This window comes from Azospirillum sp. UENF 111221, assembly GCF_058780625.1.
On sequence record NZ_JBSNCH010000001.1, the window covers coordinates 441,603 to 462,678 of the forward strand.

Below are 21,076 nucleotides of genomic sequence, written 5' to 3' on the forward strand. Positions count from 1 at the left end.
CCTCAGTACCCTCCCGCCGGGGCAGGCTCGCGTTCGCCCTCCCGTTCGCCGTCCTGCTCGCCATGACCGGCGGCCGACAGCAGCGCGTCGAGCAGGCTGGAGGCTCCGAAGCGGAAGGTCTGCGGCGTCGCCCAGCCATCCCCCAGGATATGGTCGGCCAACGCCAGATAGCGCGCCGCCTCCGCCGCGTCGCGGATGCCGCCGGACGCCTTGAAACCGACCTTCTTTCCCGATTCATAGATGCTGTCGAGCATCACCGCCGCGGCCGGCAGGGTCGCGGCCGGCTGAGTTCTTGCCGGTGGAGGTCTTCAGGAAGTCGGCGCCGGCGGCGATGGCGTCGCGCGAGGCCCAGGCCAGCAGGTCGGCGTCGGGGAAGGCGCCCGATTCCAGGATCACCTTCAGCAGCACCTTGTCGCCGCAGGCCTCGCGGCAGGCCTTCACGACATTGATCGGCTGGGTGCGGGCGCCGTCGATGAAGGCCTTGTAGGGCAGAACCACGTCGATCTCGTCGGCCCCGTCGGCGATGGCCCGCCGGGTCTCCGCTGCCACCGAGGCGGCGTCGGCCTCGCCGGTCGGGAAATTGACCACGGTGGCGATCTTCACCGGTGTGCCCTCCAGCGCCTTGCGGGCGGTGGGGACGAAGCGCGGCCAGACGCAGACGGCGGCGACCGGCCCCACGGGCGTGACGGCGCGGGCGCAGAGATCCTGCACCACGCGGTCGCTGTCGTCGCCGTTCAGGCTGGTGAGGTCGAGCATGCCCACGGCACGGCGCGCCAGATCGGCGTCGGACGGGGCGTTGGCGCTGGCGTCCAGCGCGCTTTGCAGGTCGGCAGACAGTTTCATGACCGGGACCCGTCCTTCTCATGCAGGCGTTCGAGGAAGCCGACCAGCAGGCGCTCCAGGTCGGCGGCTGCCGCCGAGGCGGCGGTCAGGGTCTGGTGATGGTCGACCGGCCCGTCGCCGAGCCCGACGCCCAGATTGGTGACGACGGCACAGCCGACGACCCGCAGGCCGCAATGGCGCGCGACGATGCATTCGGGAACGGTGGACATGCCGACCGCGTCGGCGCCCAGCAGCTTCATCATCCGCACCTCGGCCGGCGTCTCGAAGGACGGGCCGGGATAGGCGGCATAGACGCCTTCCGCCAGATCGATGGACAGGCCGGCGGCGACATCCTTGAGCAGGCCGCGCAGTTCCGGATTCCAGGCATCGGTCATGCTGGGGAAGCGTTCGCCGAAGGCCTCGTCGTTCGGACCGGTCAGCGGGTTGCTGCCCAGCAGGTTCAGATGGTCGCTGATCGCCATCAGCCGGCCGGGTCCGACCTCCAGCCGCAGGGAGCCGACGGCGGCGGTCAGCACCAGTGTGTCGCAACCCGTCAGCTTCAGCGCCCGCACCGCGGTCTTCAGCGCATCGAAGCCGTTGCCCTCATAGGCGTGGACGCGGCCCTGCATGCAGGCGACCTCGACCCCGCCGAGCTGTCCCACCACCAGCCGACCGGCATGGCCGGACACGCTGGGGATCGGGAAACCGGCGATGTCGGTGTAGGGAATGGCAACCGCGTTGGCGATGCGGTCGGCGATGCCGCCCAGGCCGGAGCCCAGCACGATGCCGACCCGCGGCCGATGGCCGGAGGCACGGTGGAGGATGTCCGCGGCGGCGCGGGCTGCGGTCATGTCGGGAAACTCCGCTCAGAAGGCTAAATTGGTGGGGCCGAAGGATTCGGGCAACAGGGTTTCCAGCGGAAAGCTCCGCCGCAGGCCGGCCGGGTCGCAGATGTGGATCGGCGTGTCCGGGGATGCAAATTCGCGGATGCGCTGGCGGCAGCCGCCGCAGGGGGTGCAGATCTCCTCCGCCCCCGCCTCGCCACCCATCACGACGATGGCGCGGATGCGGCGGTCGCCGGCGGTGACCATGGCGCCGATGGCGCTCGATTCCGCGCATTGTCCTTGCGGATAGGCCGCGTTCTCCACATTGCAGCCGGCGAAGATGCGGCCCGAGTCGCCGAGGATCGCCGCACCGACCTTGAATTTGGAATAGGGGGCATGGGCGTTCTCGCGCGCGGCGCGGGCCGCTTCGATCAGCTGCGGCAGCTCTGCGGTGTCGGCCATCGGCTCAGCGTTCCTTCACATAGGGGATGCCGCTCGCCTTGGGGGCGATGGCCTTGCCGACGAAGCCGGCCAGCAGCAGGACGGTCAGCACATAGGGCAGCATCTGGATGAACTGAACCGGGATGACGCCGATGCCCGGCAGGACCACGCCCTGGAGGCGGACCTGCACCGCGTCGGTGAAGGCGAACAGAAGGCAGGCGAACAGGGTCGGCCCCGGCCGCCATTTGCCGAAGATCAGAGCCGCCAGCGCCAGATAGCCCTTGCCGGCGGTCATGTCGCGGACGAAACCGGCGCCATGGCCGGTGGAGAGATAGGAGCCGGCCATGCCGGTCAACACGCCGGTGACCAGCAGCGCCTGATAGCGCAGCGTCGCCACCGACAGGCCGGCGGTGTCGACCGCCGCCGGGTTCTCGCCCACCGCCCGCAGCCGCAGCCCGAAGCGGGAGCGGTAGAGCACCCAATGGGTGGCGATCACCAGAACCAGCGTCACCCAGATCAGGATGTTGTTGCCGTTGAACAGCTCGCGGTAGACCGGCCCCAGCACCGGGATGCCGGACAGCGCCTCCACTCCCGGCAGTTCCACCGCGGGGATGCGCGCCTGGTTGGGCAGCAGCGGAGTTCTGGCCGCCCTGCTTGAACCAGGCATAGGCCAGCGTCGGCGCCAGCCCGGCGACCAGGATGTTGATCGCCATGCCCGACACCACCTGATTGCCGTTGTGGGTGATGCAGGCGAAGCCGTGGACCATCGCCAGCGCCACCCCGGCGGCGATGCCGGCCAGCAGCCCCAGCCACGGGTTCAGCGTGGCTGAGGCGACGGCGGCGGAGAAGAAGGCGCCGGCCAGCATCTTGCCTTCCAGCCCGATGTCGACCACGCCGGCCCGCTCGCAATACATGCCGGCGAAGGCGGCCAGCACCAGCGGGGTCGCCACGCGGATGGTGGCGCCCAGAAGCTGCAGCGCCAGAAGCAGCGCGTCTTCCATCGCTCAGCTCCTCCCCGTTTCGGCGGCGGCGGTGCCGCGGCGGCGGAACAGCGCCTCCACCTGCGGCTTGAACAGGTTCTCCATCGCACCGGCGAACAGGATGACCAGACCCTGGATGACCATCACCAGCTCGCGGTTGATCGTGGGGTATTCAAAGGACAGCTGGCCGCCGCCCTGCGCCAGAACCCCGAACAGCAGGGCCGCCAGAATGATCCCGACCGGATGGTTGCGCCCCATCAGCGCCACGGCGATGCCGACAAAGCCGACGCCGCCGGTGAAGTTCAGGATCACCCGGTGCTGCACGCCCAGGATCTCGTTCACGCCGACGAAGCCGGCGAGCGCGCCGGAGATCAGCATGGCGATGACGATGTTGCGCGCCGGCGAGATGCCGGCATAGACCGCCGCCCGTTCGTTCCGGCCCACCGTCCGCAGCTCGTACCCCCAGCGGGTCCGGCGCAGGAAGATGTGGAACAGCAGACAGCAGGCCAGCGCCCAGAGGAAGGACAGGTTCAGCGGCGAGGCGGGAATCGCGATGCCGAACCAGCCGAGCGCCCGGTCCATCGACGGCAGCCAGACGCCGGGGTCGAACTCGCGGGTTTCCGGCGACTGGCTGCCGGGGCGGATCAGCACGTCCACCAGCAGCCAGGTCATGATCGACGCGGCGATGAAGTTGAACATGATCGTCGTGATGACGATGTGGCTGCCGCGCTTGGCCTGGAGCCACGCCGGGATGAAGGCCCAGGCGGCGCCGAACAGGGCCGAAGCCAGCACCGCCAGCACGGCCACCACCGGCCAGGGCCAGCCGGTCAGCGCCAGCGCCACCAGCCCGGCGCCGAGCCCACCCAGATAGGCCTGCCCCTCGCCGCCGATGTTGAACAGCCCGCAATGGAAGGCGATGGCGACCGCCAGTCCGGTGAAGATGTAGTCGGTGGTGTAATAGAGGGTGTAGCCGATGGCCTCGGGATATCCCAGGGCCTCCGACACCAGCAGCGACAGCACGTCCACCGGGTTCTCGCCGATCACCAGGATCACCAGCCCCGACAGCACGAAGGCGGCGACGAGGTTGAGAACCGGCAGCAGCGCATACCCGACCCAGCCCGGCACCGCGCCCGGCTGGCCCTTCCCCGATCCGCTCAGCAGCACCGGCATCTCCTGGATTGCCCCTTGCCGGGGATTCTTAACCGCCAATGCTCTGCCGACCAAGCGTTTCGTGATGTGAGAAAGCCAATGGGCACCGGGACTTGGAAGCGTCACAAAAGTCTTGCCGCAACGCAGCATTCTGGCATGCTTCTTACCCATAAAATTTTTATGGCTATGGAGCATGACCGATGCCGCTCGACATTCCGCAGACCTTCCGCCACCACGTCTTCTGCTGCGCCCAGCAGCGCCCGCCCGGCCATCCGCGCGGCAGCTGCGCCGCCAAGGGCGCGCATCCGCTGTGGCAGCGGCTGGATCAGAAAATCCAGGGCAAGGGGCTGGCCGACGTCGGCATGGCGATGACCGGCTGCCTCGGCTTTTGCTCCGCCGGGCCGCTGATGGTGGTGTATCCGGAAGGCATCTGGTACCGGCCGGAAACCCCTGAGGACATCGACGAGATCGTCGACTCGCATCTGGTGAAGGATAAGCCGGTCGAGCGGCTGGTGATGGTTCTGACGCGGTGAGGCGAGCGGGCGCTTCACGCCACTCCCTGAAAGTGCCGGCGCCTACCAGACCTGCGGTTGCGGCATTGGGACACAGGCGCATTTGCCCATAATGTGGGCATCTCCCGCCATTGCCGTTCCGAACCGATTTCATGACCGACGCCGAAACCGCCGACCTGCTGCCTGCCGAGGCCGATTCGGTTCCCTATGCCGTCGGCTGCTTCCTGGGCGCGATCCTGCTGTTCGCGGCGATGGACACGCTGATCAAGTTCCTGACCGCCGATTACCCGGTGCCGCAGCTGATGTTCGTGCGCTCGCTGGTCGCCTTCCTGCTGGTGGGCGGCTACACCCTGACCTGCGGCGGCGGGATCGCGGCGATGCGGACGCGGCGGCCCCTGGGGCATGTCTGGCGCGCCTTCGCCGGGCTGATCTCCATGGGATGCTTCTTCTATGCCTTCCGCGAATTGCCGCTGGCCGACGTCTATGTGCTGAGCTTCGCCGGTCCGCTGTTCATCACTGCACTGTCGGCGCCGCTGCTGGGCGAACCGGTGGGCTGGCGCCGCTGGGCCGCCGTGGTTGTCGGGTTCGGCGGCGTGGTGGTGATGGCGCAGCCGTCGGCCGGGGCGCCGCTGGTGCCGGTGCTGGTCGGGCTGTGCGCCGCCCTGTTCTATGCGCTGGCGGCCCTGGCCGTGCGCGGCCTGTCGCGGACGGAAACCAGTGCCTCCATCGTGCTCTACCTGCTGCTGACGACGACAGTGGTCAGCGGGGCTCTGGCCGTGCCGGTCTGGACGGCGCCGACCGCCTTCGCGCTGGGGTTGATGGCGCTGGTCGGGGCCATCGGCGCCGGGGCGCAGGTGCTGCTGACCCAGGCCTTCCGCCGCGCGCCGCCGGCGGTGGTGGCGCCCTTCGAATATACCGGCATGGTCTGGGCCAGCCTGTTCGGCTGGCTGGCGTTCGGCGACCTGCCGACCGTGCCGGTCCTGGCCGGCGCCATGGTCATCATCGGCAGCGGGCTCTACATCCTGCATCGTGAAACCATAGTGGCGCGCCGCCGGTTGGGTTCTTGACAGGACGGGGCCGGCGGCGACACTCTCGCCGCCTGTTCACGGCTGGGGTGCCCGTGCGGATGCCGGTTCGGCAATCGCAGGGGCTGAGACAACACCCATCGAACCTGATCCGGGTCATGCCGGCGAAGGGAGCCGACCGGAACCCGACGGACCCGCTGAAAGCTGCTGCGAAGCGCCCCGTCTCCTCCGCGTCGCCCCAACCGCCGGCGCGTGTTGAGGAGTATCGGTCATGCGGCGCGCGCTTCCCCTCCTGATCGGCCTGCTGGCCGCATCCTCCTGCCTGTCGTCCGTCTGCCTGTCGTCCGCTGCCCGTGCCGACGACACGCTGTCCTTCCCGGTGCTGGTGCCGCTGACCGGCTTCCTGTCGCTGGAGGGCACCAGCCAGCGCAATGGCGCCGTCCTAGCGCTGAAGCAGACGCCGGCCGGAATCGCCATCGCCTCGGAGGTCGTCGATACCGGCACCTCGCCCGAGGCGGCGGTGACGGCGCTGGAACGCGCGGCCGGCCGCGGCACGGTCGGGGCGGTCGCCGCCAGCATGCTCGGCACCCAGATGCTGGCGATGCTGCCGCTGGCGGGCGAGCTGAAGCTGCCTCTGGTCACCGTGTCGGGCACCGCCTCGATCACCGAGCAGGGCAATCCCTGGGTCTTCCGCTTCTTCCCCGGCGACGCGGTCACCAAGGCCGCCCATGCCCGTTATGTGGTGGAGGAGCTGGGCAAGCGGCAGCCGGCCGTCATCTACCAGACCACCGCCTACGGCCAGAGCGGCAAGGCCCATCTCGACGCCGCCTTCAAGGCGCTGGGCGTCACGCCCGTCTTCGAGGAGGGGGTGGATCCGGCGGCCAAGGATCTGCTGCCGGTGCTGACCAAGGCGCTCGCCGCCAAACCGGACGTGCTGGTCCTGCACCTGCATTCCGGACCGACCGCGCTGCTGCTGCGGCAGGCGGCGTCCAGCGGCGTGACCCTGCCCATCGTCGCCGGCTCCGCCATGCACCAGCCGAGCACCGCGGCCCTGCTGGAACCGGCGGAACTCAAGGGCGTCTGTGCAGAGACCGCGGCCTCGCCGATTTCCGGCGGCACGCCGGAGGTCAAGGCCTTCACCGACGCCTACCGTGCCGCCTTTGGCAAAGAGCCGGACGCTTTCGCGCTCGGCCAGTATGACGGCATGACCATGGTGCTGGAGGCGGTGAAGGCCGGCGCCCGGTCGCCGGACGCCATCCGCAAGGCGCTGTCCGCCGAGACGTTCCAGGGTCTCGCCATGACTTACAAGTCCGACGGCAAGGGCAACATGGCCCATTCCGCCGTCATCGTCTGCTATGACGGGGCCAGCCGGGTGCCGGTGCTGGCGAAGCGGTACGACGACCCGACGCTTGCGGCGAAGTGAACGGATGGCGGCGCTTCAACTGCTGGTCAACGGGGTGGCGCTGGGGGCGGCCTACGCCCTGGTGGCGCTGGGCTTCGTTCTGGTGCTGAACGCCACCTCGGCGGTGAATTTCGCCCAGGGCGATCTGGTGATGGCCGGCGGGCTGCTGGCGGTGGCGGCGGCGCCGCTGATCCCGCTGCCGGGCATCGTCCTGCTGCCGGTCGTTCTGGTGCTGATGGCGGCGCTGGGGCTGCTGCTGGCGCTGGCGGCCTATCTGCCGCTGCGCCGCCGGCCGCCGGTCTCGGTCTTCATCAGCACCATCGCGGTCGGCATCATCCTGCAGAACGGAGCCGCCATCCTGTTCGGGCCGGAGCCGCGCGCCGCACCGCCGCTGTTCGGCGACGATACGCTGCACATCGCCGGGTTGGCGGTGCCCGAGCAGTCGCTTGCCATCGTCGCGGTGGCGGGGCTGCTGATCGGGGCGCAGCAATGGGTGTTTGCCCGCACGCAGTTGGGCCGCCGGTTGCGCGCCACGGCGCAGGATCCGGAGATGGCGCGCGCCTGCGGCGTGCCGGTCACCACGATGATCCTGGTGACCTTCGCCATCGGGGCGGCCTGTGCCGGCGCGGCCGGGCTGCTGCTGGCCAACCGCTATTTCGTCACGCCGACCTCGGGCAGCGACCTGATCCTCAAGGCCTACATCGCGGTGACGGTGGGGGGCTGGGGCTCCGTGCCGGGCGCGGTGGTGGGGGCGCTGTTGATCGCGCTGTTCGAGGTGGGAGTATCGTTGGTGCTCTCATATCCGGCGGCGTTGGGCGCGCTGTATCTGACCTTGCTGGCGATTCTGGTGCTGCGTCCGCAAGGGCTGTTCGGCGAAGCGGTGCGGCGCCGTGGGTGAACGGCACTCTCCGGCCGAGACTGTCGCGCTGATCGCTGGCGCGCTTGCCCTGCTGGTCTATGCGCTGGCCTTCGCGTCCCCCTATGGCCTGCGCGTCCTGACCGTCGCCGGGGTCTATGCGCTGGCGACCTTCGGATTCCAGATCGTCTTCGGGCTCGGCGGGGCGCTGTCGCTGGCGCAGGGCGCCTTCTTCGGCGTCGGCGCCTATGTGACTGGTATCCTCGGCAGCCGCTTTGGGCTCCGTTTCGAGGTGACCTTCCCGCTGTCGATGCTGGTGCCGCTGCTGCTGGCCCTGCCGGTCGGTCTGGCGGTGCTGCGGCTGGAATCGCATTACTTCGCCCTGGCGACGCTCGGCATCGCCCAGGTCCTTCATCTGCTGGCCGTCAACCTGCCGGAGCTGACCGGCGGCTCCAATGGGCTGGCCGGGGTGCCGGCCGCGGTGCTGTTCGGCTGGGCGGTGCCGCGCGGGCTGCCGATGGCCGGGCTTGTGTGGGGGCTGGTCGCTCTCGGCGGGCTGATCGGCTGGCGGCTGGCGCGGGGTCGGCTTGGCCGGTCGTTGACGATGCTGCGCGACGACCCGCTGGCGGCGGCAACGCTGGGGCTCGATGTCGGGCGGCTGCGGCTGATCGCCCTCGGCATCAGTGCGCTGTTCGCCGGGGCTGCCGGGGCGCTCGCCGTCCACACCCAGCGCGTCGTCTCGCCGGAGGTGCTGGAATTCCCGGTCATGGTCTCCATCCTCACCATCGCCATCGTCGGCGGGCGGGGACGGATGGCCGGGGCGGTGCTGGGCGCCGTGCTGTTGCTGCATCTGCCGGAATGGTTCCGCTTCCTGGAGCGCGGCTATCTGGTCGTCTACGGCGTGGCGCTGCTGGCGACCGTGGTGCTGGCGCCGGACGGTCTCACCGGCCTGCTCGACCGCATCGCGGCCCGCCTGTTCAGCCGCCGGACGCGGGCTTCGGTCGAGTCGAAGGAGCCGCCGCGTCCGCAAAACTCGCCGGACGGGCTGGCAGTCGACGATCTGCGCAAGTCCTTCGGCGGTGTGCGGGCGGTGGACGGCGTGTCGCTGGAGCTGCGGCCGGGCAGCATCACCGGGCTGATCGGGCCGAACGGCTCCGGGAAATCCACGGTGATTAACCTGCTGTCGGGACTGGAACGGCCGGATGCCGGGCGGGTGCGGCTCGGCGGGCGCGACGTCACCGGGCAGCGTGCCGACCGGCTGGCCCGCGCCGGACTGGCCCGAAGCTTCCAGGCGGCGGCTTTGCCGACTGGTGCCGGCGTGCTGGAGGCGGTCGCCGCCGCGCGGCTTGCCATCGATCCCGACGCCCGTACGGCGGCGGCGCATGCCCGCTGGGCGCTCGACCGGCTGGGCGTCGGCAGCCTCGCCGGCCAGGGCTGCGACGGGCTGCCGGCGGCGCTGCGGCGGCGGGTGGAACTGGCCCGGTCGCTGGTCCGCCGGCCGGCGGTGCTGCTGCTGGACGAACCCGCCGCCGGCCTGACCGACGGCGAGAAGGCGGAACTGGCGGCCCTGCTGCGCGAACTGGCGCAGGAGGGCGTGGCGATCCTGCTGGTGGAGCATGACATGGGCTTCCTGTTGCCGCTTGCCGGCCGGGTGCTGTGCCTCGACCGCGGCCGGGTCATCTATGACGGGCCGGCCGGCGGCGTACGCCGGGATCCGGCGGTGGCCGCTGCCTATCTCGGCCGGGCGGTACCGGCATGAGCGCGCTGCTGTCCATCCGCGGCCTGAGCGCCGGCTATGGCGGGGCAAGCGCGCTCGACGAGGTGTCGCTGAGCCTTGCGGCGGGGGAGACGGTGGCGCTGCTCGGCGCCAACGGGGCGGGCAAGTCGACCCTGCTGAAGGCCCTGCTCGGCCTTGTGCCGGCGCGGGGGAGCTTCGCTTCGATGGGGCGGACATCGGCGGCCTCGCCACCGAGGCGCGGGTCCGGCGCGGCATCGGCTATGTGCCGGAAGGGCGGCGGGTCTTTGCGGGAATGAGCGTGCGCGACAATCTGGAGGTCGCCGGCCTGCCCGCCGGACGCGACCGCGCACGGGATGTCGAGCGCGTCTTCGCCCTGTTCCCCGACCTTGCCCTGAAGAGCCGTGAGAGCGCCTGGCGCCTGTCCGGCGGCCAGCAGCAGATGCTGAGCCTGGGGCGCGCGCTGATGCGCCGGCCGCGCCTGCTTCTGCTGGACGAGCCGTCGCTCGGCCTGTCGCCCAAGCTGGCCGACGAGCTGTTTGCCGCCGTCCGCCGCATCGCCGACACCGGCACGGCCGTGCTGCTGGCCGAGCAGAGTGCTGCCCGCGCTCTGGCGGTCGCACCGCGCGCCGTGCTGCTGCGGCTGGGGCGCGTCGTCGGCGACGGGCCGGTGGCGGCGCTGTCGGACGAGAGGCTGCGCGAGACCTTCTTCGGCGGCTAGGCGCCTGCCTATGCGTGTCCTGTGCAACAGGTGTCTGTTTCGTGCCACAGGACGGGCGGTTGGACTTGCGGACGGGGGCAGGCGCGGATAGCTTCGCCGCCACAACCATCTATGGATTACCTCGTCATGACCGCCCGCTTCGCCGCATCGCTGTCCGCGCTTCTCCTGCTGGGGGTGGCGTCGGCTCCGGCGATGGCCGAACTGGTGCCGGTGCAGCCGACAATTCCTCCCGCCGCCTATTACGGACTGCCCGAGCCGGAGGCCGAGATCGTCGTTCCCGGCGGCCCGGTGCAGGACGCCAAGCCGGGCAGCGCGCCGAACTCTGCCCCGAACACTGCAGCGGGCAAGCCGGCCGCCAACCCGTCCGCTCCGGCCCCGGCCAAGCCCGACGGGCCGGGCGAGCTGATCGAGAGCTGGGACGGCGGGGCCGCCAAGAAGAAGGACGGCAGCTTCGCCTATTGCGTGGCGGAGGGGGAATTCACCACCGGCCATGTGCTGATGTTCGCGCGCAGCCCGAAGGGCGAGACCAACATCGGCATCGGCATCCCCGGCGCCGACCTGCCCAAGGGCGGCGAGTGGCCGGTGACCATCGAGGTCGACAAGAAGCTGAAGCGGGAGCGGACCGCCGTCGCGTCCCAGCCGGACATGCTGGTGGTCTCCAACGGCAAGGACGAAGAGCTGATCAACGCCCTGATGGGCGGCAACGAGCTGGTGGTGTCGTCGGCCAGCGACCGCATCGTCTTCAAGCTGGCCGGCACCAAGAAGGTGCTGGGCGACCTGAAGACCTGCGTCGACAAGGGCGGCAACGTTCCGCCGATCAAGGTCGCCGCCGGCCGCCCGGCGGACAAGGACCGCAAGAACCGCCTGCCGGAAGGGCTGGACAGCCTGCTGACCGCCGCCGGCGTCCATGACGCCGAGCTGGTGCCGATGGACAAGGTCCCGCAGGACCGCCGCCCGGCCGACGTCGCCTGGCGCTTCGGCCCCATCGTTGGCGGCATCCGCGAACGCGCGGTGGGCGAAGGCGCCAGGATCGACGAGCTGTCCGACAGCTTCGCCGAGGCTATGAAGCAGCGTTGCGAGGGCACGCCGACCGTCGTCCTGAACCAGTCCGAGCAGGCGGGGGCCGTCTGGCTGCGCACCGGATCGGTCGACTGCGCGATGCCGCAGGGCAAGCTGCACGTCACGTTGAACTTCCTGCTGTCGCAGCGCCGCCTGTTCACCGTCATCTTCCACGAGGCCGGCGAGCCCGACGTGCAACTGGCCGACAAGGTGCGCGACAACCTCGCCCAAGTGCTGCGCCGTGCCGGCCTCGCCCCGGCTCCCGCCGTCACCGACGCGACGCCTGCCCAACCTGCGCCCACTCAGGGTGCACCGGCCCAACCCGCACCGGCCCAACCCGCACCGGCCCAGACTGCACCGGCCCAGACTGCGCCGGCACCGGCGGTGCAAGCTCCCGCACCGGCTCCCGCTGCCCCTGCGGCCACCCCTGCGGCCACCCCTGCGGCCCCCGTTCCGCCGACGGTGAAGCCGCAATCGAAACCGCAACCGTCGAAGCCCTGACGGAACTCACGCCCTTCCGGCCCATTGACCCTATACGGAAGGGCCATCGATCAGCGTGACCATGCCTGACAACTCCGCGTCCACCGACGGCGTGGGCGACAACGCCCGCGCCGGAAGCGATCCCTATGCGGCGCTCGATGCCTCAGCCGCCACCACCGTGTCCGAGCGCTGGAGCGTGCGCAACAGCGCGCTCGCCGTGGTCGTGCTGGCCGCACTGGTCGGCGGCGTAGTCGGGCTGGCGGTCGGCCTGCTGCATGAAGCGGTGCTGTTGATGCAGACACTGGCCTTCGACCTGCCCGATGGCGAGCGGCTGGGGCAGGGCGCGCCGGACCTGCTGCGCACACTCGGCGTGCCGGTGGTGGGCGGTTTGCTGCTGGGCATCCTGTCACTGCTGGTGCGGCGCTGGCGCCCCAACGCCATCGTCGACGCGGTGGAGGCGAACGCGCTCTACGGCGGCAAGATGTCCCTGATCGACAGCCTGCGCCTGACGGTGACCACCGCCCTGTCCAACGCGTCGGGCGCATCGGTCGGCATGGAGGCGGCCTATACCCAGGCCGGCGCCGGGCTGGCCTCATCGCTGGGCCAGCGGTTGCGGCTGCGCCGGGCCGATCTGCGCACCATGGTCGGCTGCGGGGCGGCGGCGGCCATCGCCGCGGCCTACCATGCGCCGCTGGCTGGGGCCTTCTACGCTTTTGAACTGGTGTTGGGCGGCTACACCCTGGCCGTGCTGGCCCCGGTCGGAGCGGCGGCGGCGCTGGGGGTGGCGGCGTCGGCCCTGCTGACCGGCGGCGAGGTGCCGCTGGCGCTCGGCCGGCCGGTGGTGATCGCCGGCTGGGATTACGCCGCCTGCGGTGTCGTCGGCTTCCTGGCCGGCTGGCTCAGCATCCTCGCCATGCAGGCGGTGACGGTGGCCGAACGCGGCTTCAACCGCCTGCCGGTCCCGCGCTGGATGCGCCCGGCCATCGGCGGACTGATGGTGGGCGCGCTGGCGCTGGCGGTTCCGGCGGTGATGGGAAGCGGCCCCGGTGCCGTCCCGCCGGAACTGGCGGGCGGCGCGCTGGCGCTGGCCCTGACGCTCGCGGCGAAGATCCTGGCATCGGCGGTGTCGCTGGGCTCGGGCTTCCGCGGCGGCTTGTTCAGCGCCTCGCTGTTCATCGGCGGTTTGTTCGGCGGCCTGCTGGGTCAGGCCATCGAAACTTTTCTGCCGGGGCTGGGGATCGACGGCGGCCTGCTGCTGCTGGTCGGCATGGGGTCGGTCGCCGCCGGCGTCGTCGGCGCGCCGGTCACCATGGTGCTGCTGGTGCTGGAGACGACCCAGGATCTGTGGGCGGCGTCGGGCGTGCTGATCGGGGTCGTGCTGTCGACCACCGTGGTGCGGCAGGCCTTCGGCTACTCCTTCGCCACCTGGCGTTTCCACCTGCGCGGCGTGCCGATCCGCGGGGCTTATGATGTCGGCTGGCTGTCGGAGCTGACGGCCTTCCGGCTGATGCGGCGGGACGCCAAGACGGTGCCGGCCACCCTGACGGTGGAGGCGCTGCGCCGCCTTTATCCGCTGGGCTCGACCAAGGCGGTCTTCGCCGTGGACGAGATGGGCCGCTATGCCGGGATGGTCGACATGTCGGTCGTCCACGATCCGGAACAGGACACCGCCGCCACCGAAACCCGGGTCGAGTCGCTCGCCAACAAGGCCGACGCCGTCCTGATGCCCGGCGATGACGCCCGCACCGTGCTGAACCGCTTCGGCAGCGAGGAGGTGGAGGCCCTTCCGGTGCTGTCCTCCCCCACCGACCGGCGGATCATCGGCTATGTGACGGAGTCCTTCGCGCTGCGCCGCTATTCCCAGGCGCTGGAACGCCAGCGCGGCGAGGATCTGGGCGAGCGGGGGCTCTGGGGCCGGGACTGACCGGAAAAAGACAGCAACGCTAAAACGACATCGCCGGCCCTGTGACGCCGCGGCGGCTGCCTGCCGTCGCGATGCCCCGGAACCGGCGATGCGGGTACCGTACTGGAGACGAGGTTACTGCTGGGTGCCGGTCGTGCCGGTGGCGCCCGGCGTGGTGGTGGCACCCGGCATCGTGTTGTTCGTCGTGCCGGTCGTCCCCGTGGTGTTGCCAGTGGTGGTGCCGGTCGTGCTGCCCGAGGTGGCCTGACCGGTGCTGCCCATGTTCAGGGCGGACATCGTCTGCTGGTCGGCACGGCCGGTGACGCGCAGGCCGTTGTCACGCTGGAACTTCATCAGGGCGCTGCGGGTGCCGGCGCCCCAGAACTCCGTCGACGGCGATGTCGCGGCCGTCGTTGCGGTCGTTCAGCGCCTGCTGGAGTTCACGGACCTGATCGTGGCTCAGCCGGGTGCTGGAGGCCATGCTGCCGGAATGGTGGGCCGACGACCGGCGCGTGGAGCTGCCCGAGGTCTCGTCCTTCACTTCGGCCGTGGCGCGGTCGGTCACGCGGTCGGTCTTCTTGCTCAGGCTCTCGTCCATGGTGTTGCCGGCCACCGCGCCGCCGACGCCGCCGACCACCGCACCGACCGGACCGCCGACGACGGCACCGGCCACGGCACCCGTGCCGGCGCCGGTGGCCGTCCGCGAGGTTTCGGTGCTGCCGCAGGCGCTGAGCGCGAACAGGGCGCCGGCCGCAGTGGCGGTCATGACGATCTTCGAAATCCCACGCATGGTTGCCATCCTTCTCGATTACGATTCGATGTTGGCGACCCGCCGCCCGGTGCGGCCTGTACTGTCCTGCCGCACGGCAAGCGACAGCTGGGTCATGTGAAGAACAATCAACAGCGGGCCTTCTTGTTCCCTGATGTCGCGTCACGATTTTCCGCATACGCCGTTTACCATGGCGCAAACGGAGGCTCGGCCGGAGTAATACTCCGCCACTGCCTGGGGCCGCTCGCCCGACATGCGCCGGGGAATCGCTCTGGACGTTGCAGCGACAGGCTTTCCGGCGCGATGACGATGAAAGAGGTGCGGCGAGGTGTGTCGTCCTCTTCATCCGCCCGCAATTCGGCCTCCCCGATAACGGGTTGGTTTCCACACCCCTCCCGAGAAGGGTTTAACGCTTTTCCCCTCCGACGCCGCGTTGGAAGCATTCCCCCATCGCGTTGGACACCCGGCCGGCGAAATTGACCATGGTTGGGCTACATCCGTCGTGGCGGTGCCGGACCCAAGGTAGTCAGGCACCGTAGCGATTCGTCTGCTGACCCCCACCGGGGCCGCTTCCACACGGGCGCTGGAGCCCGCGACAGCAGGAGAGGCGAGGGCTGCATGCAGCAACGTCAGACACGCGACGCCCGGCTCGATCTTTTCAAGGGCGTGGCCCTTCTGATCATCTTCATCAACCATGTCGGCGGGAATCCGCTGGCGAAGCTGATGCCCGCCCGTTTCGGACCGTCGGATTCGGCCGAGATCTTCGTCTTCATCTCCGGCTATGCCATCGCGCTCGCCTATGGCCCGGTGCTGGCGGAGCGCGGGTTCGCGGCCTGCCAGCGCAAGGCCCTCGACCGTTGCCGTCAGCTTTGGGTCGCCAACATCCTGACCATGCTGGTCAGCGCGCTGGTGGTGGCCTTCGCCGTATATATCGGCGATCTGCCGATGGAGGCGTCCAATCGGCTGGAAAGCTTCGCACCGCTGTTCGACACCCCCGTCACGGCGATGGCGTGGACCCTGGTGCTGATGTATCTGCCCTTCGCCTTCGACATCCTGGCGCTCTACATCCTGCTGGTGGCGGTGGCGCCGCTGTTCCTGTGGAGCTATGCCCGCTTCGGCTATGCGGCGGTCGCGCTGTCGGTCCTCCTCTATCTGGTGGCGCAGGCGGCCCCCGGGCTGGTGCCGCCCAACCTGTGGGACGAGGACTGGAACTTCAGCCCGCTGGCCTGGCAATGCGTGTTCTTCCTCGGCACCGCCCTGGCGCTGGTGGTGCGCAGCGGGCGGGTCCGGCTGCCGCAGTCGCGCTGGCTGCTGACGGCCGTGCTGGCGTTGCTCGGCGGCATGGCGGTGTGGAAGTTCGCCGCCTCCGACATCGGCCATGCCGTGACGCCGGCGGCGTTCCGGGGCTGGCTGCCGGAGGAGTCGATCCCCTGGGCCGACAAGGACACGCTGGGGCCGATGCGGCTGCTGCATTTCCTGGCGCTTGCCTGTGCGGCGGCCCTGCTGGTGCCGCGGGATGCGGGATGGCTGCGCTCCGCCCCCGCCCGCCTGCTGGTCGCCTGCGGCCGGCATTCGCTGCCGGTCTTCTGCGTCGGCGTGGTGCTGTCTATCGCCGGCTCCGCCCTGCTGGTGGCGGAGGATGGTGCCCTGATGGTGCTGGCGGTCAATCTGGTCGGGGTCGCCGCGCTGCTGGCGCTGGCACTGGTGCTGGAGCGGCGGCGGACCCGCCATCAGCCGTCGAAGCCGGCGGTGCCGTCCGCGGTGCCCGAAACGCCTTAGAGTCCGCGGGAGCCAGCTACGGCCGGGCGTCTTGAATCCTGCGCCCGCTGAGCGCATAATTCGACCATGCAAGTCAACCCGGCCATACCGTCCTACCAGACGCTGAAGCCAACCCCGCAGCTGACGCCCGCGGCGCAGGTCGCCATGTCTCCGGCGGTCCAGGCGGCGCAGCAGACCGCCCCCGCGGTGCGGACGCAGACCGTCTCGGCTCCCCAGGCGGCCGGCAAGTCCGACCAGACCCGCGACGCCCGCACCGCCACCCAGGGCAATCAGGCGGTCGACACCACTGCCGGCACGCTCGCCGCCCGGGTGAATGCGCAGGGCTACCAGCCGCGCGGGGCTCTGCTGAACCTGTCGGTCTAAGCCAAGATCGCTCCAACAAGGAAAAGGCGGCGGAGGGCTTTCCCTCCGCCGCCTTTTCCTTGTTGGAAAACTCAGTGCGACAGTTCGCTCAGCGGACCCTTGCCCTTGACGGTCTCGTAACGGCCCTTCTGCCACTTCTCCAAGCCCTGGAGCTGCTGTTCGGTCATGTCGAGGGTGAGCTTGACGCCCTTCATGTGCAGCTTGTTCAGCGGCAGGACCACGTCCTTGTCGCTGACGTCGATGGTGTGGTCGACGTCGATCACGGCGTAGAGCTTGTTGTCGTAGCGGACGATGTCTTCGATCTCCGCCATGTTCTCGCCCTTGGCGCCGTAGATGTCCTTGCCCTTCAACTGGTCGACATGCAGCTTCATCAGAGCCGGGTCGACGCTGTCGTCGATTGCCGCAACCGACGGGTTGTTCGACTTGGTCACGCTGTGGTCCGAGGCGGCCAGCGCGGGCGTGGCGGCGAGCAGCGCGGCGGTGCAGCCCAGAACGAGATAGCGTTTCATCGGTTGGCTCCATCTTTCGTGGATGTTGTGGCGGATCAACACCCTTGCCGACCGATAGGTTTCCCATTTTCCAAAAGAAAAAGGGCCTTCCTCCCATTTGGAGAAAGGCCCTTTTTCTTCCGGAGAAAGCGGAACTTTTACTTCAGCTCGTCCATCGTGTCGATGACATGGCTGACGATGCCGTATTCCTTGGCCTCGTCGGCCATCATCCAATAGTTGCGGTCCGTATCCTTGGCGACCTTCTCGAATGTCTGCCCGGTCTCACGCGCGATGATCTTGTTCAGACGCTCGCGCATGCGGATGATTTCCTTCGCCTCGATGGCGATGTCCGTCGCCCGGCCGCCCGTTCCGCCCAGCGGCTGGTGGATCAGGAAGCGGGTGTTCGGCAGGCAGAAGCGGTCTTCCTTCTTCGCCGCCAGATAGATGTGGCAGCCGGCGCTGGCGACCCAGCCCGTGCCCAGCATCTTCACCCGCGGCTTGATGAAGCGGATCATGTCGTGGATGGTGTCGCCCGCCTCGACATGGCCGCCCGGCGAGTTGACCACGACGGTGATGTCGTCGTCGCTCTCATGCGCGAGCGCCAGCAGCTGGGCCGACACGACCTGCGCCAGCTTCATGTCGATCTGACCGAAGATCAGGACCGTGCGCGCCTTGAACAGGCTCTGCTGCACGGCGGCGAACTGCGGCTGGGCGCTTTCCTTCGACTTCTCGTCCGGTTCCTTTTCGGGTTCATCGTCGAACCGGGTGTATCCGACCTGCGCCATTGATGTTCTTCTCCCTGGTATCGGAAGCGGGGTATCGGGACCGGGATTCGCCGCCGGAGGAATGCCCCGACCGCTGTCCCGCTACCGCATGCGCCTTGCCTGCTTCACCACATAGCCCGTCCGGGCTTCATGTTCAACGTCCGGCGGGTCAAAATCGATGGGTCGGGCCGCGGCCGGATGGCACGTTTGCAACGCGGTGCAACAGTTTTCCGGCGATGTTCCACCGTTCCACCCCTCGAACACGAGGCTGTCCTCCGACATCGCAGGCACGACGGTCCTTTCTACCATGCGGCGGCGGCACGGGTAAGGGGAGGGTCAAAATCCGGTTCAGGCCATTGACGACCTTTGATTAGCAACGCCAGATTCTGCCGAGAACGGGCCTGGAGTGCAGTGCTATGGACGGGACTGGAACAGGGCAGGACCCCTCCTTCGGCGTTTCCGTCATCGTCGCGGCCCACCGCGCCCACGACACCATCGCCCGCGCGGTGCGGAGCCTGCTGGAGCAGGACTGGACGGCATGGGAGGCGGTGATCGTCAGCGACGACGGCACCGATTACCGTCCGACCCTGCGGGCCGCCGGGATCGACGATCCGCGGCTGGTCTTCACCGGGACCGGCCGGGTGGGCGCCGGGGCGCCCGCGGCGCGCAATGCCGGGCTGGCGGCGGCGCGGCTGGAACTGGTGGCGCCGCTTGATGCCGACGACCGCTTCCGCCCCGGCCGGCTGTCCGCCCTGGTGCCGCTGGCGCTCGGCAACGGCGCCGCCTTCGACAATGTCGCCGTGGTCCGCGACGAGGACGACTCGCCGTTGCAGCACCTCTATGAGGATGGGCAGGCGCCGGCCCGGCTGGATGGCGCCGGCTTCCTGGCGACCTCGGTGCCGATGTTCCCGCTGGTGCGGCGCGATCTGGTGCCGGGCTGGGACGACGATGTGAATTTCTGCGACGACGTGGTCTTCAACGTCCGGGTTCTCGACGCCACCGGCCCGGTGCCGCTGGTGGCGACGCCCTTCTATGAATACCGGCAGCGCGCCGGCTCCATCACCTTCTCCGCCGACAGCGGCGAGCGGGCGGAGCGCTGCTACCGCCATGTGCTGGACCGGCTGGACGGCGACGGGCTGGGCATCCGGGACGACGGGCTTCGCCGGCGCTTCACCCAGGCCATCGCCGCCAAGCGCGCCCGCAACGCCGCCTATGAGGCTGCCTTCAAGGCCGGCCGCTGCGCCAATTTCCAGGAATTCCTGGTGCTGGAGTGGGGGTAAAAACCTGGGCGGCCAAGCTCCCGCTGGTTTTGCTTTACCATTCTGTGTCAGCTTTGTTGCGTCGCACATCGCCGGACCGGACACGGGTAAAGCCCCATGAATGCCCCGACCTGCTGCCTCGCCCGCATCCCCGCCAATGGAAAATTCTGGCTGAAGAACGCGCGCGTTCACGACGGTTTGCGCGATATCCGGATCGAGCATGGCCGGGTCCGCGCCCTGGTGCCGGCGGGCGAGTCGCCATGCTGTGCGCCGGGACTCGACCTCGACGGTGGCGGGGTGCGGCGGATGGACGCGAGATTCTCCCCTCATGGCGGGCGACCCGGCCGATCTGTGGGTGACGCTGTGCGGCGGCCGGACAGTAGCGATGCGGGCGGGAAAGCTTGAAACCGCAAAGCCCGAAGAAGCTGGCGGGCATAGGGATGCGGGCGGTCATAGAGATGCGGTGCATAGGGACGGTTCGGATCGCTGAACCTTCTCGACTCCGGATGTGAACTGAACGATATAGTTCAGTTTGCCCGGTGCCTCTGTCGGTTGCACTGCGGCAAAGCGAAACCCGTCCGGATCCCGGCCCCATGCGCCACACGCTTCGCATTGCTGCACTCCTCGTCCTGGCGGCGCTCGCCGGCGGGGCCTACTGGTATTTCGTGAAGCAGGGCGGGACCGTTGCCGGTCTGACCGCGATGGTGAACGGCGTCCTGTCTGGCGGCGCGCCTGCCCAGGGCGGCGCCTCCGGTGGAGCCGCCGGGGCCGCCAAGCCGCCGGGCGGCGCCCCGCCGATGCCGGTGGAGGCCGCCCAGGTCCGTGTCGGCACGGTCGAGCGGACGGTGACCGCCGTCGGCTCGCTGCTGTCCAACGAATCGGTGGTCGTCCGGCCGGAAATCGCCGGCCGCATCAGCGAGATCGCCTTCAAGGAAGGCCAGCGCGTCGCCAAGGGCACGGTGCTGGTCCGGCTGGACGACGCCATCGCCCGCGCCACCCTGGCCCAGGCGCAGGCGAGCATCGCCTTCTCCCGTGCCGAGCTGTCGCGTGCCGACCAGCTGGTGCGCCAGAACACCGGCCCGCTGCGCAACCGGGAGCAGGCCTCGGCCAAGCTGCTGGCCGACGAGGCGGCGGTGCAACTGGCCAAGGCGCAGCTCGACAAGCAGGTGATCGCCGCCCCCTTCGACGGGGTGCTGGGCCTGCGCAAGGCGTCGGTCGGCGACTTCGTCCAGGCCGGCAAGGACATTGTCAATCTGGAGGACATCGACACCCTCAAGCTCGATTTCCGCGTGCCGGAGATGTTCCTGCCGGCGGTGAAGGTCGGCCAGACGGTGAAGGTGGCGGTGGATGCCTTCGGCGGGCGCAGCTTCGACGGAACCGTCTATGCCATCGATCCGCTGGTCGATGTGAACGGCCGCGCCCTGGCGATCCGCGCCCGCGTGCCGAATCCCGACGGCTCGCTGCGCCCCGGCCTTTTCGCCCGCGTGTCGCTGACGCTGACCACGGTGCCGGACGCGGTGCTGATCCCCGAGCAGGCCATCGTCGCCTTCGGCAAGGACCAGTTCGTCTTCAAGCTGGTGGACGGCAAGGTGATCCAGACCCGCGTCGTGCTGGGCGAACGCCGCAATGCGGAGGTGGAGATCGCCAAGGGCCTCGCCCCCGGCGACATGGTGGTCACCGCCGGCCAGCTGAAGATCCGCGACGGCGTGCCGGTGACGGTGCTGCCGGCCAAAGCCGGGAGCTGA

Annotated in this window: 21 protein-coding genes, 2 pseudogenes and 1 riboswitch; of the genes and pseudogenes, 12 read left to right on the forward strand and 11 right to left on the reverse strand. The window is 69.6% G+C overall.

What is annotated here, in order from left to right:
• Positions 1-2: 2 nt before the first annotated feature.
• The 7 genes and pseudogenes from ACWPN3_RS01970 to ACWPN3_RS02000 form a co-directional block, all read right to left on the reverse strand.
• A complete protein-coding gene (locus tag ACWPN3_RS01970; RefSeq protein ID WP_492261025.1) occupies positions 3-254 on the reverse strand; it encodes a hypothetical protein in 252 nt (83 codons plus the stop codon).
• The gene (gene deoC, locus ACWPN3_RS01975; RefSeq protein ID WP_492261026.1) at positions 235-843 is read right to left on the reverse strand and encodes a deoxyribose-phosphate aldolase; all 609 of its coding nucleotides are present in this window, start codon (positions 841-843) and stop codon (positions 235-237) included. Before deoC ends, ACWPN3_RS01970 begins: the two co-directional genes overlap by 20 nt.
• On the reverse strand, positions 840-1,673 hold the full coding sequence (locus ACWPN3_RS01980; RefSeq protein WP_492242151.1) for a purine-nucleoside phosphorylase: 834 nt from the start codon (positions 1,671-1,673) through the stop codon (positions 840-842). Before ACWPN3_RS01980 ends, deoC begins: the two co-directional genes overlap by 4 nt.
• A gap of 15 nt (positions 1,674-1,688) precedes the next feature.
• On the reverse strand, positions 1,689-2,108 hold the full coding sequence (cdd, locus tag ACWPN3_RS01985) for a cytidine deaminase (RefSeq protein ID WP_109449792.1): 420 nt from the start codon (positions 2,106-2,108) through the stop codon (positions 1,689-1,691).
• 4 nt (positions 2,109-2,112) lie between these two features.
• A complete protein-coding gene (locus ACWPN3_RS01990; protein ID WP_492261027.1) occupies positions 2,113-2,754 on the reverse strand; it encodes an ABC transporter permease in 642 nt (213 codons plus the stop codon).
• A gap of 34 nt (positions 2,755-2,788) precedes the next feature.
• Positions 2,789-3,088: pseudogene (locus ACWPN3_RS01995) on the reverse strand (ABC transporter permease subunit); the annotation flags it as partial.
• Positions 3,089-3,091: 3 nt separating this feature from the next.
• Entirely contained in the window at positions 3,092-4,237 is a 1,146-nt protein-coding gene (locus ACWPN3_RS02000; protein WP_492242149.1) for an ABC transporter permease, read from the reverse strand.
• Positions 4,238-4,416: 179 nt separating this feature from the next.
• Here ACWPN3_RS02000 and ACWPN3_RS02005 point away from each other — a divergent pair, with 179 nt between their 5' ends.
• The 8 genes and pseudogenes from ACWPN3_RS02005 (at position 4,417) to ACWPN3_RS02040 (ending at position 13,930) form a co-directional block, all read left to right on the forward strand.
• A complete protein-coding gene (locus ACWPN3_RS02005) occupies positions 4,417-4,749 on the forward strand; it encodes a (2Fe-2S) ferredoxin domain-containing protein (protein WP_492261028.1) in 333 nt (110 codons plus the stop codon).
• 131 nt (positions 4,750-4,880) lie between these two features.
• Positions 4,881-5,795: a DMT family transporter gene (locus ACWPN3_RS02010; RefSeq protein ID WP_492242147.1), complete on the forward strand. Its 915-nt coding sequence runs from the start codon at positions 4,881-4,883 to the stop codon at positions 5,793-5,795.
• A 33-nt stretch (positions 5,796-5,828) separates the two neighbouring features.
• Positions 5,829-5,943, forward strand: a riboswitch (TPP riboswitch).
• A gap of 81 nt (positions 5,944-6,024) precedes the next feature.
• Positions 6,025-7,176: an ABC transporter substrate-binding protein gene (locus ACWPN3_RS02015; RefSeq protein WP_492242146.1), complete on the forward strand. Its 1,152-nt coding sequence runs from the start codon at positions 6,025-6,027 to the stop codon at positions 7,174-7,176.
• 4 nt (positions 7,177-7,180) lie between these two features.
• Positions 7,181-8,053 carry a branched-chain amino acid ABC transporter permease gene (locus tag ACWPN3_RS02020; RefSeq protein WP_492242145.1) on the forward strand — a complete coding sequence of 291 codons (873 nt, stop codon included), beginning with the start codon at positions 7,181-7,183 and terminating at the stop codon, positions 8,051-8,053.
• Positions 8,046-9,770: a branched-chain amino acid ABC transporter ATP-binding protein/permease gene (locus ACWPN3_RS02025; RefSeq protein ID WP_492242144.1), complete on the forward strand. Its 1,725-nt coding sequence runs from the start codon at positions 8,046-8,048 to the stop codon at positions 9,768-9,770. The genes ACWPN3_RS02020 and ACWPN3_RS02025 overlap by 8 nt, the downstream gene beginning before the upstream one ends.
• Positions 9,767-10,467, forward strand: a pseudogene (locus tag ACWPN3_RS02030) (ABC transporter ATP-binding protein). The gene ACWPN3_RS02025 and the pseudogene ACWPN3_RS02030 overlap by 4 nt, the downstream one beginning before the upstream one ends.
• A gap of 126 nt (positions 10,468-10,593) precedes the next feature.
• A complete protein-coding gene (locus ACWPN3_RS02035; RefSeq protein WP_492242142.1) occupies positions 10,594-12,027 on the forward strand; it encodes a hypothetical protein in 1,434 nt (477 codons plus the stop codon).
• A 61-nt stretch (positions 12,028-12,088) separates the two neighbouring features.
• A complete protein-coding gene (locus ACWPN3_RS02040; protein ID WP_492261029.1) occupies positions 12,089-13,930 on the forward strand; it encodes a chloride channel protein in 1,842 nt (613 codons plus the stop codon).
• Between the two features lie 114 nt (positions 13,931-14,044).
• On the opposite strand, the gene ACWPN3_RS02045 is transcribed toward ACWPN3_RS02040, so the two are convergent.
• Both ACWPN3_RS02045 and ACWPN3_RS02050 read right to left on the reverse strand, forming a co-directional pair.
• The gene (locus tag ACWPN3_RS02045; protein WP_492242139.1) at positions 14,045-14,263 is read right to left on the reverse strand and encodes a peptidoglycan-binding protein; all 219 of its coding nucleotides are present in this window, start codon (positions 14,261-14,263) and stop codon (positions 14,045-14,047) included.
• The gene (locus ACWPN3_RS02050) at positions 14,247-14,699 is read right to left on the reverse strand and encodes a hypothetical protein (protein WP_492242138.1); all 453 of its coding nucleotides are present in this window, start codon (positions 14,697-14,699) and stop codon (positions 14,247-14,249) included. Before ACWPN3_RS02050 ends, ACWPN3_RS02045 begins: the two co-directional genes overlap by 17 nt.
• 597 nt (positions 14,700-15,296) lie before the next feature.
• Here ACWPN3_RS02050 and ACWPN3_RS02055 point away from each other — a divergent pair.
• The gene (locus ACWPN3_RS02055) at positions 15,297-16,457 is read left to right on the forward strand and encodes an OpgC family protein (RefSeq protein ID WP_109449812.1); all 1,161 of its coding nucleotides are present in this window, start codon (positions 15,297-15,299) and stop codon (positions 16,455-16,457) included.
• Between the two features lie 66 nt (positions 16,458-16,523).
• A complete protein-coding gene (locus ACWPN3_RS02060; RefSeq protein ID WP_492242137.1) occupies positions 16,524-16,820 on the forward strand; it encodes a hypothetical protein in 297 nt (98 codons plus the stop codon).
• A gap of 71 nt (positions 16,821-16,891) precedes the next feature.
• On the opposite strand, the gene ACWPN3_RS02065 is transcribed toward ACWPN3_RS02060, so the two are convergent.
• Positions 16,892-17,329, reverse strand: a complete 438-nt coding sequence (locus tag ACWPN3_RS02065; protein WP_109449816.1) for a PRC-barrel domain-containing protein — start codon at positions 17,327-17,329, stop codon at positions 16,892-16,894.
• Between the two features lie 137 nt (positions 17,330-17,466).
• A complete protein-coding gene (locus ACWPN3_RS02070; protein ID WP_109048162.1) occupies positions 17,467-18,093 on the reverse strand; it encodes an ATP-dependent Clp protease proteolytic subunit in 627 nt (208 codons plus the stop codon).
• Between the two features lie 395 nt (positions 18,094-18,488).
• Here ACWPN3_RS02070 and ACWPN3_RS02075 point away from each other — a divergent pair, with 395 nt between their 5' ends.
• A complete protein-coding gene (locus tag ACWPN3_RS02075) occupies positions 18,489-19,352 on the forward strand; it encodes a glycosyltransferase family 2 protein (RefSeq protein WP_492242136.1) in 864 nt (287 codons plus the stop codon).
• 572 nt (positions 19,353-19,924) lie between these two features.
• Positions 19,925-21,076, forward strand: a complete 1,152-nt coding sequence (locus ACWPN3_RS02080; protein ID WP_492242134.1) for an efflux RND transporter periplasmic adaptor subunit — start codon at positions 19,925-19,927, stop codon at positions 21,074-21,076.

Coding starts and splice junctions, on each gene's coding strand:
- ACWPN3_RS01970 (WP_492261025.1), bottom strand. CDS start 254: ATGCTCGACAGCATCTATGAATCGGGAAAGAAGGTCGGTTTCAAGGCG.
- deoC (WP_492261026.1), bottom strand. CDS start 843: ATGAAACTGTCTGCCGACCTGCAAAGCGCGCTGGACGCCAGCGCCAAC.
- ACWPN3_RS01980 (WP_492242151.1), bottom strand. CDS start 1,673: ATGACCGCAGCCCGCGCCGCCGCGGACATCCTCCACCGTGCCTCCGGC.
- cdd (WP_109449792.1), bottom strand. CDS start 2,108: ATGGCCGACACCGCAGAGCTGCCGCAGCTGATCGAAGCGGCCCGCGCC.
- ACWPN3_RS01990 (WP_492261027.1), bottom strand. CDS start 2,754: ATGCCTGGTTCAAGCAGGGCGGCCAGAACTCCGCTGCTGCCCAACCAG.
- ACWPN3_RS02000 (WP_492242149.1), bottom strand. CDS start 4,237: ATGCCGGTGCTGCTGAGCGGATCGGGGAAGGGCCAGCCGGGCGCGGTG.
- ACWPN3_RS02005 (WP_492261028.1), top strand. CDS start 4,417: ATGCCGCTCGACATTCCGCAGACCTTCCGCCACCACGTCTTCTGCTGC.
- ACWPN3_RS02010 (WP_492242147.1), top strand. CDS start 4,881: ATGACCGACGCCGAAACCGCCGACCTGCTGCCTGCCGAGGCCGATTCG.
- ACWPN3_RS02015 (WP_492242146.1), top strand. CDS start 6,025: ATGCGGCGCGCGCTTCCCCTCCTGATCGGCCTGCTGGCCGCATCCTCC.
- ACWPN3_RS02020 (WP_492242145.1), top strand. CDS start 7,181: ATGGCGGCGCTTCAACTGCTGGTCAACGGGGTGGCGCTGGGGGCGGCC.
- ACWPN3_RS02035 (WP_492242142.1), top strand. CDS start 10,594: ATGACCGCCCGCTTCGCCGCATCGCTGTCCGCGCTTCTCCTGCTGGGG.
- ACWPN3_RS02040 (WP_492261029.1), top strand. CDS start 12,089: ATGCCTGACAACTCCGCGTCCACCGACGGCGTGGGCGACAACGCCCGC.
- ACWPN3_RS02045 (WP_492242139.1), bottom strand. CDS start 14,263: ATGAAGTTCCAGCGTGACAACGGCCTGCGCGTCACCGGCCGTGCCGAC.
- ACWPN3_RS02050 (WP_492242138.1), bottom strand. CDS start 14,699: ATGCGTGGGATTTCGAAGATCGTCATGACCGCCACTGCGGCCGGCGCC.
- ACWPN3_RS02055 (WP_109449812.1), top strand. CDS start 15,297: ATGCAGCAACGTCAGACACGCGACGCCCGGCTCGATCTTTTCAAGGGC.
- ACWPN3_RS02060 (WP_492242137.1), top strand. CDS start 16,524: ATGCAAGTCAACCCGGCCATACCGTCCTACCAGACGCTGAAGCCAACC.
- ACWPN3_RS02065 (WP_109449816.1), bottom strand. CDS start 17,329: ATGAAACGCTATCTCGTTCTGGGCTGCACCGCCGCGCTGCTCGCCGCC.
- ACWPN3_RS02070 (WP_109048162.1), bottom strand. CDS start 18,093: ATGGCGCAGGTCGGATACACCCGGTTCGACGATGAACCCGAAAAGGAA.
- ACWPN3_RS02075 (WP_492242136.1), top strand. CDS start 18,489: ATGGACGGGACTGGAACAGGGCAGGACCCCTCCTTCGGCGTTTCCGTC.
- ACWPN3_RS02080 (WP_492242134.1), top strand. CDS start 19,925: ATGCGCCACACGCTTCGCATTGCTGCACTCCTCGTCCTGGCGGCGCTC.